At 64.1% G+C, this 13,954-nt stretch carries 13 protein-coding genes; 3 read left to right on the top strand and 10 right to left on the bottom strand.

All coding sequences use genetic code 11. From position 1 onward, the window contains the following. Positions 1–88: 88 nt before the first annotated feature. Positions 89–844, top strand: coding sequence for a cell division protein ZapD (zapD, locus tag U5768_RS29940; RefSeq protein WP_233882948.1), 756 nt, complete (start codon positions 89–91; stop codon positions 842–844). Positions 845–905: 61 nt separating this feature from the next. Then, positions 906–1,100, top strand: a complete 195-nt coding sequence (locus U5768_RS29935; RefSeq protein ID WP_322033934.1) for a DNA gyrase inhibitor YacG — start codon at positions 906–908, stop codon at positions 1,098–1,100. Between the two features lie 83 nt (positions 1,101–1,183). Here the strand turns inward: U5768_RS29935 and mutT are convergent, their stop codons facing one another. The 4 genes from mutT to secA all read right to left on the bottom strand — a co-directional run bounded on the left by mutT (position 1,184) and on the right by secA (position 6,707). Next, positions 1,184–1,615, bottom strand: a complete 432-nt coding sequence (gene mutT / locus U5768_RS29930; RefSeq protein ID WP_322033933.1) for an 8-oxo-dGTP diphosphatase MutT — start codon at positions 1,613–1,615, stop codon at positions 1,184–1,186. Further along, complete coding sequence (locus tag U5768_RS29925) at positions 1,612–2,484, bottom strand: ATP-binding protein (RefSeq protein WP_322033932.1); 873 nt, start codon at positions 2,482–2,484, stop codon at positions 1,612–1,614. The genes mutT and U5768_RS29925 overlap by 4 nt, the downstream gene beginning before the upstream one ends. A gap of 60 nt (positions 2,485–2,544) precedes the next feature. Continuing rightward, a complete protein-coding gene (argJ, locus tag U5768_RS29920; protein ID WP_322033931.1) occupies positions 2,545–3,786 on the bottom strand; it encodes a bifunctional glutamate N-acetyltransferase/amino-acid acetyltransferase ArgJ in 1,242 nt (413 codons plus the stop codon). Between the two features lie 119 nt (positions 3,787–3,905). Then, complete coding sequence (gene secA, locus U5768_RS29915) at positions 3,906–6,707, bottom strand: preprotein translocase subunit SecA (RefSeq protein ID WP_322033930.1); 2,802 nt, start codon at positions 6,705–6,707, stop codon at positions 3,906–3,908. 375 nt (positions 6,708–7,082) lie between these two features. On the opposite strand from secA, the gene U5768_RS29910 reads away from it, so the two are divergent. Beyond that, the gene (locus tag U5768_RS29910) at positions 7,083–7,556 is read left to right on the top strand and encodes a DciA family protein (protein WP_322033929.1); all 474 of its coding nucleotides are present in this window, start codon (positions 7,083–7,085) and stop codon (positions 7,554–7,556) included. Between the two features lie 55 nt (positions 7,557–7,611). On the opposite strand, the gene lpxC is transcribed toward U5768_RS29910, so the two are convergent. The 6 genes from lpxC to U5768_RS29880 all read right to left on the bottom strand — a co-directional run bounded on the left by lpxC (position 7,612) and on the right by U5768_RS29880 (position 13,954). After that, positions 7,612–8,529 (bottom strand): UDP-3-O-acyl-N-acetylglucosamine deacetylase, encoded by a 918-nt coding sequence (gene lpxC, locus U5768_RS29905; protein ID WP_322033971.1) that lies wholly within the window; start codon positions 8,527–8,529, stop codon positions 7,612–7,614. Between the two features lie 259 nt (positions 8,530–8,788). Next, positions 8,789–9,298: a peroxiredoxin gene (locus tag U5768_RS29900; RefSeq protein WP_322033928.1), complete on the bottom strand. Its 510-nt coding sequence runs from the start codon at positions 9,296–9,298 to the stop codon at positions 8,789–8,791. 271 nt (positions 9,299–9,569) lie between these two features. After that, positions 9,570–10,772 (bottom strand): cell division protein FtsZ, encoded by a 1,203-nt coding sequence (ftsZ, locus tag U5768_RS29895; protein WP_321916780.1) that lies wholly within the window; start codon positions 10,770–10,772, stop codon positions 9,570–9,572. A 154-nt stretch (positions 10,773–10,926) separates the two neighbouring features. Further along, positions 10,927–12,159, bottom strand: a complete 1,233-nt coding sequence (gene ftsA, locus U5768_RS29890) for a cell division protein FtsA (protein ID WP_092003279.1) — start codon at positions 12,157–12,159, stop codon at positions 10,927–10,929. A 26-nt stretch (positions 12,160–12,185) separates the two neighbouring features. Further along, a complete protein-coding gene (locus tag U5768_RS29885) occupies positions 12,186–12,941 on the bottom strand; it encodes a cell division protein FtsQ/DivIB (protein ID WP_322033927.1) in 756 nt (251 codons plus the stop codon). Between the two features lie 59 nt (positions 12,942–13,000). Beyond that, on the bottom strand, positions 13,001–13,954 hold the full coding sequence (locus U5768_RS29880) for a D-alanine--D-alanine ligase (protein ID WP_322033926.1): 954 nt from the start codon (positions 13,952–13,954) through the stop codon (positions 13,001–13,003).

Raw genomic sequence — 13,954 nt, 5'->3', positions numbered from 1 at the left:
AGGGCCGGGCCGGCGCGATTGCGACCGTAGTCCCACGGCATTAGAATGTCCTGCAATCCGTCACCCACCACGCCCGAGGCGAGCGCGCTTGATTCTTTACGAGTATCCCTTCAACGAGCGAATCCGGACGCTGCTGCGCCTCGAAGACCTGTTCGAGCGCTTCACGTTTTTCCTGACCCAGGAGGATCCGAGGGAACATCACGTCGCGCTCACCACGCTCTTCGAAATCGCCGAAGTCGCAGGCCGCGCCGACCTGAAGTCGGATCTCATGAAAGAACTCGAACGGCAGCGTCAGACGCTCGCGCCGTTTCGCGGCAATCCGGGCATCGAACAGAACGCGCTCGAAACCGTGCTGGGCGAAATCGAGCAAACGCTCGCCGGCCTTACGCAGATGCAAGGCAAGACGGGCCAGCATCTGATGGATAACGAGTGGCTCACGAGCATCCGCAGCCGCGCGATCATCCCCGGGGGCACCTGCAAGTTCGATCTGCCGTCGTACTACGCGTGGCAGCAGTTGCATCCCGATCAACGCCGTCAGGACATCGCGAAGTGGGTCACGCCGCTGCTGCCGCTGCGCGACGCCGCCGCCATCGTGCTGCGCCTCGCCCGCGAGTCCGGCCAGGCGTCGAAGGTGATGGCGATGCAGGGCAGCTATCAGCAGATGCTGTCGGGGCGCGCGTATCAGCTGATGCAAGTTCGCGTGGCACCGGAATTGCGCGTGATTCCCGAAGCGAGCGCCAACAAGTACATGCTGTGGGTGCGTTTCACCGTGCAGGATGGCGATCTGCGTCCGCGAGCCGTCGATCAGGACGTGCCGTTTCAGCTTACGCTCTGCAGCCTGTAAGTCAGACGGTGAAGCCCAACGCATCGCCAATTCAGATCCAACGAAACACAAGTTCTATCGCATGACCATTGTCGTCAAATGTCCGACCTGCGGCAAGGAAGTCCGCTGGGTTCCGGAAAACCGTTTCCGGCCTTTCTGCTCCGAGCGTTGCAAGCAGATGGATCTCGGCGCATGGGCGGCCGAAAAGTACCGCATCGGTGGCGCCGACGACGAAACGCCGCCCGAAGACGCGCCGCCCACGGATACGCGCCAGTAAGCGGAGCGCCCGCGCCAGACGAAAAAAAGGCTGCTGTGCCTCACGCACAGCAGCCTTTTTGCATCGTAGCGGCACACAAGGCGTTATTCGGCAGCCAGCCACTCCAGCACGGGAATCGTCGCGGGCAAAAGCGGCTCGACGCGCGCCGGCAGCGACTGCCAGACGAACGCCTGGCCTTCGCGGCCATGCGGCTCGCCGGTCCACTCGGTCACCTTGCAGAAAAAGAGTCTTACATAGGCGTGAGGATAATCGTGCTCGAGCGTATGCCAGAGATGGCATGCCTTCACGTCGATGCCCAGTTCCTCGTGCAGCTCGCGCGCAAGCGCGGCTTCGACCGTCTCGCCCGCTTCCAGCTTGCCGCCGGGAAACTCCCAGTAGCCGGCATACGGCTTGCCCTCAGGGCGCTGCGCGAGCAGATAGCGGCCATCGGGCTGCACCAGCACGCCCACCGCGACTTCCGTCACGGGGCGTGTGTTTGCGGATGCGTCCTTTGCCGCGTTGGCTTCGGCGCTCATGCCTCTTGCGCCTTCTTGCCCGACCAGTCGCGTGCGAACTGCCACGCCACGCGGCCCGAACGCGAGCCGCGCTCCAGCGCCCAGACGAGGGCGTCGCCGCGCGCCGATTCGACTTCCGCGTCGGCGCAGCCGAAATGGCGCAGCCAGTGGCCGACGATCGTCAGATAGTCGTCCTGCTTGAAGGGATAGAAACTCACCCATAGGCCAAAGCGCTCGGAGAGCGAAATCTTCTCTTCCACCACTTCGCCCGGATGAATCTCGCCGTCGGGCATGTGCTTGTACGTCTCGTTGTCGCTCATGTACTCGGGCAGCAGATGGCGGCGATTCGAGGTCGCGTAGATGACCACGTTGTCCGACTGCGCGGCGACCGACCCGTCCAGCGCCACCTTCAGCGCCTTATAGCCCGATTCGCCTTCCTCGAACGAGAGATCGTCGCAGAACACGATGAAGCGCTCGGGGCGCGTCGAGATGAGATCGACGATATCGCCCAGGTCGTGCAGATCGTCTTTGTCGACTTCGATCAGGCGCAGGCCGTCCTTCGCGTACGCGTTCAGGCAGGCCTTGATCAGCGACGACTTGCCGGTGCCGCGCGCGCCCGTGAGCAGTACGTTGTTCGCGGGCTTTTTCTGCACGAACTGGCGCGTGTTGCGGTCGATGAGATCTTTCTGTCGGTCGATGTTCTGCAGGTCGTCGAGCGAGATCGGCGAGAGTGCGGGAACCGGTTGCAGGAAGCCGCGCCCCTGGCGCTTGCGCCAGCGAAATGCAACGGCGGCGTTCCAGTCGACATCGGGTGCCGACGGCGGCAGCACGGCTTCGAGGCGGCCGAGCAGCGCTTCGGCGCGGGTCAGAAACTGTTCGAGCTTGTCCATGTGGTGAAGGCGTGTGAAATCAGGAACCGGAGTTACGAACCTGGGGTTACGAACCTGAGTTTAAGAGCGATAGTCGGCGTTGATGCTCACGTAGTCGTGCGAGAGGTCGCAGGTCCAGATCGTGGCCTGCGCGTCGCCGCGGCCGAGCAGCACGCGAATCAGGATCTCGCTCTTCTTCATGACGCGCTGGCCGTCTTCTTCGCGGTACGCCGGGTTGCGGCCGCCCGCTTTCGCCACGAGCACGTCGTCGAGATAGAGGTCGATCTTGTCGACGTCGAGGTCCGTCACGCCCGCATAGCCGATCGCCGCGAGGATACGTCCCAGGTTGGGGTCCGAGGCGTAGAACGCCGTCTTCACGAGCGGCGAGTGGCCGATCGCGTAGGCGATCTGACGGCACTCGGCCACGTCCTTGCCGCCTTCCACCTGCACGGTCATGAACTTGGTCGCGCCTTCGCCGTCGCGCACGATCAGTTGCGAAAGCTCCTGGGCGACGGCCGTCGCGGCGTCGCGCAGTGCCGCGTAGGCGGGCGCGTCCGTCGACGTGATCGCAGGCAGGCTCGACTTGCCCGAAGCGATCATGATGAACGAGTCGTTGGTCGAGGTGTCGCCGTCGATGGTGACGCAGTTGAACGAGCGGTCGGCCACGTGCTTCACGAGTTCGTCGAGCACGGGCTGCGCGACGTTGGCATCGAACGCCAGGAAGCCGAGCATGGTCGCCATGTTCGGCTTGATCATGCCCGCGCCCTTGCTGATGCCCGTGAACGTGATGGTGTGGCCGTCGATCGCGACCTGGCGCGACACGGCCTTCGGCAGCGTGTCGGTCGTCATGATGGCCTGCGCGGCGTCGTACCAGTGCGCGGCTTTGCGGTTTTCCAGCGCGGCGGGCAGGCCCGCCTTCAGGCGCTCGATGGGCAGCGGCTCGAGAATCACGCCCGTCGAGAACGGCAGCACCTGCGAGGACTCGAGGCCAGCGAGGCGCGCGAGTTCGTCGCAGGTCTCGCGTGCGTGCTTCATGCCCGGCTCGCCCGTGCCCGCGTTCGCGTTGCCGGTATTCACCACCAGCGCGCGAATGCCCTTGCCGCCTGCGCGCACCTTCGCGAGATGTTCACGGCACACCGTCACCGGCGCCGCGCAAAAGCGGTTCAGCGTGAATACGCCGGCCACGCTCGCGCCTTCGTCGACGGAAATCACCAGCACGTCCTTGCGGTTGGGCTTGCGGATGTTGGCTTCCGCCCAGCCGAGCGTCACGCCGGCGACCGGATGAAGTTGAGCGGGATCAATCGAGGGGAAATTGACAGCCATGGGGGCGACCTGTCGAAATGGCGATGCCGGCCAGGGCGCTGAAGCCTGGCCGGCATCGGGATTCAAAACGCAAGGCCCGCCATGAGGAGCGGGCCACCGGAATCTACGTTAAGCCTGCGTCACGCGATCTTGCCGTGGCACTGCTTGTACTTCTTGCCGCTGCCGCACGGGCACGGATCGTTGCGGCCGACCTTCGGCAGTTCGCTGCCCGCCGGCGAGGCGTGGCTCATGGCCGCGCCCACCATGGCGGCAGCGGCGTCGGCGGCCACCGGAGCAGCCGCCGGGCCCGGCGCCGCGTCGGCTTCGGCGAACTCGGCATGGCGGAACTCGACGTTCTCGACATGATGGCCCTGCTCTTCGATCTGCTCGGCCGCCTGTTCGAGTTGCTCCGGCGACTGGATCTGCACGTTCATCACGATACGCGTGACTTCGAGCTTCACGGCTTCGAGCATCGCGGCGAACAGTTCGAACGCCTCGCGCTTGTACTCCTGCTTCGGGTTCTTCTGCGCATAGCCGCGCAGATGGATGCCCTGGCGCAGGTGGTCGAGCGCCGCGAGGTGTTCGCGCCAGCTACGGTCAAGCGTTTGCAGCATGACCGAGCGCTCGAACGCGCTGAACGATTCGCGGCCCACGAGCGCGACCTTCTGCTCGTACGCTTCGTCACCGGCGGCGAGGACGGCTTCGAGAATTTCATCGGCGTCGATCGACGACGACTCGTTGATCATCTCCTGGATCGCGAGGTCGAGCTGCCATTCGTTGCGCAGCACTTCCTCCAGTTCAGGCACGTCCCACTGTTCTTCGATACTGCCGTGCGGCACATATTGACGCACGATGTCCGTGACAACGCCGTGACGCATCGCGCCGATGGTTTCGGTGATGTCGTGCGCTTCGAGCAGTTCGTTGCGCTGCTGGTAGATCACCTTGCGCTGGTCGTTCGAGACGTCGTCGTATTCGAGCAACTGCTTGCGGATGTCGAAGTTGCGCGCTTCGACCTTGCGCTGCGCCGACTCGATCGAACGCGTGACGATGCCCGCCTCGATCGCTTCGCCTTCCGGCATCTTCAGGCGATCCATGATCGCGCGCACGCGGTCGCCCGCGAAAATGCGCAGCAACGGGTCTTCGAGCGAGAGATAGAAACGCGACGAACCCGGATCGCCCTGACGGCCCGCGCGGCCGCGCAACTGGTTGTCGATCCGGCGCGACTCGTGACGCTCGGTGCCGATGATGTGCAGACCGCCCGCGGCCTTCACGCGATCGTGCAGCGTCTGCCATTCGTCGTGCAGTTGCTGGATGCGGCGCGCCTTTTCGTCGGCGGGAATGGCGTCGTCGGCTTCGATGAACGCGGCCTGCTTCTCCGCGTTGCCGCCGAGCACGATGTCGGTGCCGCGGCCCGCCATGTTGGTGGCAATGGTCACGCGCTGCGGACGGCCCGCTTCGGCGACGATCGCGGCTTCGCGCGCGTGCTGTTTCGCGTTGAGCACTTCGTGCGGCAGACCGGCCTTGGTCAGCAGATTCGACAGCAGTTCCGAGTTCTCGATCGACGTCGTGCCGACCAGCACCGGTTGACCGCGCTCGTAGCATTCGCGGATGTCGCGGATCACGGCGTCGTAGCGTTCCTTCGCCGTCTTGTAGATCTGATCCTGCTTGTCGATCCGCTTGGGCGTGCGGTTCGTCGGCACCACCACGGTTTCGAGGCCGTAGATCTCGTTGAATTCGTACGCTTCAGTGTCGGCCGTACCCGTCATGCCCGAGAGCTTCGCGTACATGCGGAAGTAGTTCTGGAACGTGATCGAGGCGAGCGTCTGGTTCTCGCTCTGGATCTTCACGTGTTCCTTCGCTTCCACGGCCTGATGCAGACCGTCGGACCAGCGGCGCCCGGCCATGAGACGGCCGGTGAATTCGTCGACGATGATGACTTCGCCGTTCTGCACCACGTAGTGCTGGTCCTTGAAGAACAGCGTGTGTGCGCGCAACGCGGCGTACACGTGGTGCATCAGCGTGATGTTCTGCGGCGCGTAGAGGCTTTCGCCCTGACCGATCAGGCCCCACTCGGCGAGCATGCGCTCTGCCTTCTCGTGGCCCGATTCGGTCAGGAACACCTGGCGCGCCTTTTCGTCGAGCGTGTAGTCGCCCGGCTTTTCCACACCCGTGCCGTCGGCCTTTTCTTCGCCGATCTGCTGTTCGAGCAGCGGCGGCAGCGCGTTCATGCGCACATAGAGTTCGGTGTGGTCTTCGGCCTGGCCCGAAATGATGAGCGGCGTACGCGCTTCGTCGATCAGGATGGAGTCCACCTCGTCGACCACGGCGAAATTCAGCGCGCGCTGCACGCGCGCCTCGGTCTCGTAGACCATGTTGTCGCGCAGGTAGTCGAAGCCGAACTCGTTGTTCGTGCCGTAGGTGATGTCCGACGCGTACGCTTCCTGCTTCATGGCGTGATCCATCTGCGACAGATTGATGCCGACGGACAGACCGAGGAAGTTGTAGAGGCGCGCCATCCATTCGGCGTCGCGCTGGGCGAGGTAGTCGTTCACCGTCACGACGTGGACGCCGCAGCCCGACAGTGCGTTCAGGTACACGGGCAGCGTGGCGACGAGCGTCTTGCCTTCGCCGGTGCGCATTTCAGCGATCTTGCCGTAGTGCAGGACCATGCCGCCGATCAACTGCACGTCGAAATGGCGCATCTTCAGCACGCGCTTGCTCGCCTCGCGGCAAACGGCGAACGCCTCGGGCAGCAGTTCGTCGAGCGAGGTGCCCTTGGCTACGCGCTCGCGGAACTCGACCGTCTTCGCGCGCAGTTGCTCGTCGGTGTACTGCTCGATCTTCGGTTCGAGCGCATTGATCGCCGCAACCGTCTTCTGATATTGCTTGATCAGGCGCTGATTGCGGCTGCCAAAGATTTTCTGTAAGAAACCGGTGGTCATCGGATCGGTGTCTGCGTCGCGGCTTCGGCCGGGATTCCTGAGGGTGGGTTCAGCGGGTCGCGCAGGGTCTGCAGGCGTGTCTGCCGCAATCTCTGCACTACGCATCCGGACCGGAGGGACCTCGGCGGCTTTAGCACAAAATGGGTGGATTCGAATCGAGCATTTTAGCACGCGCCCTCCCGCCCGCCTGTGTCGGCGCGAAGACGGCTCGGGCGCGCGCAGTGCCCGCATGGACGGCCTTCCCGCTGTGCGGCGAAGGGCCGCAATGCGGTCCTGGCCGAACGGCCGAGGCCGCTTGGTCGAGCGAAGCGCAGGCTACAATGACGCTACCGCAGGCAACGAAATGTCACTTGCGCTCTCCTTTCCTTACGCCACATGAGCCGTTTTTCGCCGTTTTCAAGGTCCAGGGCACCCCGCGCGCCCCAGCCGCTCGCCGAAGTACTGAGCCGCACGGACGCGTTCGCGCCGCTGCGCGCCGGCGTCGAGCAGATCGCGGCAATCCAGCGCGACCTCAACGCCTTGCTGCCCGACTATCTCGCGGCGAGCGTCGAACCCGGCTTCATCAAGGACGGCACGCTGGCCCTTTTCACAGCGCACAACGCGCTCGCCGCGCGGCTGCGGCATCTGGAGCCGCGTCTCGTGGCCGACTTGCAGGCGCGCGGCTGGGCGTTGAACAGCGTGCGCATCCGCGTGCGTCCGCAAGCCGTGAAAGACCCCGCGCCGCCCAAGCAGGCGCGCATGACGCCGGCCGGCGCGGCAGCGCTCCAGGCGCTCAGCGAGGCGCTGGCCGCCTCCCCCTTGCAGGCGGCCCTGGCAAAGATGGCCGCGCGCCACACCAAAAAGCGCTAAAAAGAAAAAGGGCAGCATAAAGCTGCCCTTCTTGCCGGCACGTCGCGCTTCGAACTCAGGCGAATGCCGTCTGCGCCTCGTAGCCGAAGCCGCACGGCGCCTTCTGCGGATCGTCGAACGTGACGATCTCGTAGGCGTCCTCATTCGCGAGCAACTCGCGCAGCAGCGCGTTGTTCAGGCCGTGGCCCGACTTGTACGCATCGTACGCCGCCAGCAGCGGATGGCCGACCACATAAAGGTCGCCGATCGCATCGAGCATCTTGTGCTTCACGAACTCGTCGTCGTAGCGCAGGCCGTCGTTGTTGAGAATGCGGTACTCGTCCAGCACGATGGCGTTGTCCATGCTGCCGCCGCGGGCGAGGCCCAGCTCGCGCATCATCTCGACTTCGTGTGCGAAGCCGAACGTGCGGGCGCGCGCGATTTCGCGCACGTACGAGGTATTCGCAAAGTCCACTTCGAGCGCCTGGCCCGTCTTGTCGACGGCCGGGTGGCGGAAGTCGATCGTGAACTTGAGCTTGAAGCCGAAGTAAGGGTCGAGACGTGCGAACTTGTCGCCGTCGCGGATCTCCACGGGCTTCTTGACCTTGATGAACTTCTTCGGAGCGTTCTGCTCCTCGATACCGGCCGACTGGATCAGGAACACGAACGAAGCCGCGCTGCCGTCCATGATCGGAATTTCTTCAGCGGTCACATCTACATAAAGGTTGTCGATGCCAAGGCCTGCGCAGGCGGACATAAGGTGCTCGATCGTCGAGACACGTGCGCCGTCTTTCTGCAGCACCGAGGCGAGGCGGGTGTCGCCAATCGCCATCGCCGATGCGGGGATGTCCACCGGCGTCGGCAAATCCACGCGCGAAAACACAATGCCCGTGTTCGGCGCCGCCGGACGGAGCGTCAGGTCGACCTTGCGGCCCGAGTGCAGGCCGATGCCGACTGTCTTCACGATTGATTTGATGGTTCGCTGCTTCAACATGGTCTTCTTGCTCATTGAAAATCCCAATCGGGACTTTTTAATTCATAGCACTAATTATACTCCAGTTGCGTCGGGTCCGTTGTTTTCACGGGCGTGACAAACTGTTTCCCCGTGTTACCCATCGGAGAGGGAGAGCGGGCCGATGCCCGGAACGGAGGCGTTCCCGGGGTGATCGGCCCGCTGGGCTCACGTAACCGCCTGTCACATTTACGTCGCGGATGCGCGTTGCATCAGGGCAACGCAGCGCCCGCAACCGCACTCATGCGCCGGTCAACGTGGCAAGTATGCTCGCAGCATCGCTCACTTCGAACTTGCCGGGCGCTTCGACGTGCAGCGTCTTGACTACGCCGTCGTCGACCACCATCGCATAGCGCTGGGAGCGGATTCCCATGCCACGCGCCGACAAATCCTGCTCCAGTCCGAGTGCCCGAGTCAACGCCGCGCTGCCGTCGGCCATCATGCGTACCTTGCCCGAGGTACGCTGATCGCGTCCCCACGCGCCCATGACGAACGCGTCGTTGACGGATACGCACCAGACCTCGTCGACACCGGCCGCGCGCAGCGCGTCAAAGTGTTCGACATAGCCCGGCACGTGCTTCGCAGAGCACGTAGGCGTGAATGCGCCCGGCAATCCGAAGATCACCACGCGCTTGCCCGCCGCTTCCGTTCGCACGTCGAAGCTGTTAGGCCCCAGCGTGCAACCCTCGCGCGCGTCTTCGACGAACTCGAAGAGGGTCGCTTCGGGCAGCGTTTCACCCTGTTTGATCATGACTCGTCCTTCGCAACGATGCACAAGCTTGTTCAAGCCTCTTGCGCTTGCCTATTGCAATGGTGGGCAACGATGTAGTCCAAGGTTACACAGGAACGCCTGGCGACACCGCGCCTGTCCCCCACGCTCAACGCGTGGCGGGCAACCGTCCCTGCCGCGCATCCTCGCGGATGCGGCCTTGCTGGTCTTGCTCGCCTTCATTGCAACGCCAGGCGCTGTCTGTCTGCGGGCGAGGGCAACGCGTGCCCCGCCGCAGTCAGACCGGCTCGCGTTAGTCCGCCTGCTTGCGCAGGAACGCCGGGATATCGTACGTATCGACGCCCTTTTCCTGCAGCGCCTGCACGTGCGAAGCCGCGGTGTCGCGCGACGTGCGCCACACTGCCGGCGTGTCGAGCGCGCCGTAGTCGGCCGTGTTGCCGTGGCCGCTGTGTTGCGGTGCGTACGCACCTGCCGCAGCCGGGATCGGCTGATTGTCGGTGCCCGTGCGCAGCAGTTGCATCGGCGCGGCTTGCTGCTTCTTCGCAGCGCGGCCAAGACCCGTTGCCACCACCGTCACGCGCAGCGCGTCGCCCATCGCGTCGTCATACACGGCACCGAAGATCACCGTGGCGTCTTCCGCCGCGTAGCTCTTGATGGTGTTCATGACTTCGCGCGTTTCCGACAGACGCAGCGAACGGCTCGACGTGATGTTGACCAGCACGCCGCGCGCGCCCGACAGATCGACGCCTTCGAGCAACGGGCTCGCCACGGCCTGTTCCGCCGCGAGACGCGCGCGATCGACGCCGGCCACCGTGGCCGTGCCCATCATCGCCTTGCCCTGCTCGCCCATCACCGTCTTCACGTCTTCGAAGTCGACGTTCACGAGACCGTCGACGTTGATGATTTCGGCGATGCCTGCCACTGCGTTGTTCAGAACGTCGTCCGCGCACTGGAAGCACTTGTCCATCTCGGCGTCATCGCCCATCACGTCGAACAGCTTGTCGTTCAGGACGACGATCAGCGAGTCGACGTGATCCTCCAGTTGCTGCGAGCCGGCTTCCGCCACGCGCATGCGCTTGCCGCCTTCGAACTCGAACGGCTTGCTCACCACGCCAACGGTGAGAATGCCCATTTCCTTGGCGATCTGAGCGACGACCGGGGCTGCGCCCGTGCCGGTGCCCCCGCCCATGCCGGCGGTGATGAACACCATGTGAGCGCCGCGCAGTGCGTCGGCGATGCGCTCACGGGCTTCTTCTGCTGCCGCGCGGCCCATCTCCGGCTTCGCACCGGCGCCGAGGCCCGTGTTGCCGAGCTGAATCACGGCCGATGCACGCGAGCGCGAGAGCGCCTGTGCGTCTGTGTTCATCACGATGAAATCGACGCCTTGCACGCCGCGGTTGATCATGTGCTGCACGGCATTACCGCCCGCACCACCAACGCCTACCACCTTGATGATGGTGCCGTTGGTTTCCGTTTCCAGCATCTGGAATTCCATGTTGCCTCCGTCAAGAAAAAGATTCCGCTCCTCGGCCGTTATTCAGTGGAAGATCGGGCAACCTTCCACTGCGCGCTAGCCGCCGTCACCAGCGCGATTTTTCGAAGCTCGTACTTCGCCTTCTGTCCTGTGACCGCTCTTCGTACTTCTGTTCCTAGAAGTTGCCGAGGAACCAGTCCTTCATGCGCGAAAAGACCTGGCCCATCGACCCCGACTGCACTGCAACCTTGCGCCCGCGCATGCGCTGCGAGCGGCCTTCGACGAGCAGGCCCATTGCCGTCGAGTAGCGCGGATTGCGCACCACGTCGGCAAGACCGCCCGCGTATTCCGGCACGCCGATGCGCACCGGCTTCAGGAAAATATCCTCGCCAAGCTCCACCATGCCGGGCATCATCGCGGCGCCGCCCGTGAGCACGACACCCGAACTCAGCAGTTCTTCGTAACCCGACTCGCGCACCACCTGCTGCACGAGCGAGAAAAGCTCTTCCACGCGCGGCTCGATCACGGCGGCGAGCGCCTGGCGCGAAAGCGTGCGCGGACCGCGCTCGCCAAGGCCGGGCACTTCGATCATCTCATCCGGATCGGCGAGCGCCTGCTTCGCGATGCCGTAGCTCACCTTGATGTCTTCCGCGTCGGGCGTGGGCGTGCGCAGCGCCATGGCGATGTCGCTCGTCACCTGGTCGCCCGCGATCGGAATCACGGCCGTGTGGCGAATCGCACCTTCGCTGAAGATCGCGATGTCGGTCGTGCCGCCGCCCACATCGACGAGCACCACGCCCAGTTCCTTTTCATCCTCGGTCAGCACCGCGAGCGACGACGCGAGCGGCTGCAGAATGAGGTCGTTGACTTCGAGCCCGCAGCGGCGCACGCACTTCACGATGTTCTGCGCCGCGCTCACGGCGCCCGTCACGATATGCACCTTCACTTCCAGGCGAATGCCGCTCATGCCGATCGGCTCGCGTACATCTTCCTGGCCGTCGATGATGAATTCCTGCGTGAGGATATGCAGCACCTGCTGGTCGGTCGGGATGTTGATCGCCTTCGCCGTTTCGATCACACGCGCGACGTCGGCCTGCGTGACTTCCTTCTCCTTGATCGCGACCATGCCGCTCGAGTTGAAGCTGCGAATGTGGCTGCCCGCAATCCCGGTGAATACGTTAGTGATCTTGCAGTCGGCCATGAGTTCCGCTTCTTCGAGCGCTCGCTGGATAGACTGCACCGTGGCCTCGATGTTCACCACCACGCCTTTCTTGAGACCTTTCGATTCGCTCTGGCCGAGACCGATCACTTCGTAGTGGCCATCGCCCTTCATTTCGGCGACGACGGCCACCACCTTCGACGTCCCGATGTCGAGGCTGACCAGCAGATCCTTATAGTCTTTACTCATATCGTGCTCGTTGCGTGTGATGTCTGTTACTTCTTGCCCGGAGCGGGCGTGTCACTGATGAAGCGCATGCCGGCCGCCCTTATTGCAAACCCGTTCGGATAACGCAAGTCCGCGTATTCGATCTCTTTGCCCCAACGTTGCGTCACCGCCGACCACGCCGCGATGAGCCGGTGCGAACGCTCGCTCAACGTGTCGGCGTTGCGCTCGCGGCCCAGTTCCACCTGCATGCCGTTCGAGAGTTTCACCGTCCACGCGTAGCGCGGCGACAGCGTCACTTCGTCAGGCGTGAGCCCGAGCGGCGCGAACCACTTCTCAAGGTCGCGGTAGCGCGCGACCACTTCGGGCGCGGTGCCGTCGGGCCCGTCGAACGCGGGCAATTCTTCGTCCAGCTCGCCCTGGTTCGCGGTGAACAGCTCGCCGTCCGTGCTCACGAGCTGATCGCTGCCCCACGTGCCGAGCGGCTTGTACTCTTCGAGCGTGACAGCCAGCGCATTGGGCCACACGCGGCGCACGCTCGCGTGGCGCACCCACGGCATCTGTTCGAACGCAGCGCGCGCCGTGTCGAGATCGACGGTGAAGAAGTTGCCCTTCAGCCGGCCGACCACGCTCGCGCGCACCGTGGGCGAGTTGATGTGCTCGGTGTCGCCCTCGATGCGGATCTCTCGCAGCGCGAAGTTCGGCCGCTGCACGAGCCAGTAGCAGCCAGCCGCCAGCAGCGCGAGCGCGAGCAGCGCGTGCAACGCGTTGGCGGCAAGGTTGAGCTGGCGTACGTTATTCCACATTTCGAGCTTGTCGGTTCAGTACGGGTTCGGCAATTCGTTGGTTAGCGTCAATCAGCGGTTCAATCTTTCAGCGTCTGCGCGAGCACGCGCACCACGAGGTCGCGATACTCGATGCCTACCGAGCGCGCGGCCTTCGGCGGCAGCGAGTGATCGGTCATGCCGGGCGCCGTGTTCACTTCGAGGAAGTACGCGTTGCCTGCGCCGTCCATCATGAAATCGGCGCGGCCCCAGTCGGTGCAGCCGAGCACGTCGAACGCGCGGCGCGCGAGCTTCTTCAGTTCTGCTTCCTTTTCCGGCGCGAGCCCGCAGGGAATCAGATATTGCGTCGTGTCGAGGATGTACTTCGCGTCGTAGTCGTAGAACTCGCCGGCCGGCACGATCTTGATGATCGGCAGATCGAGGTCGCCCGCAATGCACGCCGTGTACTCGCCGCCGCCTTCGATGCTCTTTTCCACCAGCACGATCTTGTCGAACTTCGCGGCTTCTTCGAGCGCCGGCACGAGTTCGCTTTCCGCCTTCACCTTGATCACGGCCACGCTCGAGCCTTCGCTCGCGGGCTTCACGAACAGCGGCAGGCCGAGCTTCGCGACGATTTGCGGCGCGCGCGCCGCGTAGTCGTCGCCGCGCAGCACCGTTTCGAACGGCGGCGTGGGAATGCCGAGCTGCTGCCACACGAGCTTGCTGCGGAACTTGTCGAGCCCGAGCGCCGAGCCGAGCACGCCCGTGCCCGTATAACGGATGCCGTAAAAATCGAGCGCGCCCTGAATCTGGCCGTTCTCGCCATAGCCGCCATGCAGCGCGTTGAACGCGCGCACGAAGCCTTCGTCCTTCAACGCCGAAAGCGGACGCTCCGAGGGGTCGAACGCATGCGCGTCGATGCCGGCGCTTTGCAGCGCCTGCAGCACCAGCGTGCCCGACTTGAGCGATACCTCGCGCTCGGCGGACACGCCGCCGTACAACACCGCAACCTTGCCGAACTGCTTCGGGTCGAAATTCGGATCGATACTGCTCAT

It is taken from the genome of Paraburkholderia sp. J76 (assembly GCF_905220295.1).
In the GTDB taxonomy this organism is placed as follows: Bacteria; Pseudomonadota; Gammaproteobacteria; order Burkholderiales; family Burkholderiaceae; genus Paraburkholderia.
Note: the sequence above shows the minus strand (reverse complement) of the source record. Positions and strands in the feature narration are given on the sequence as shown.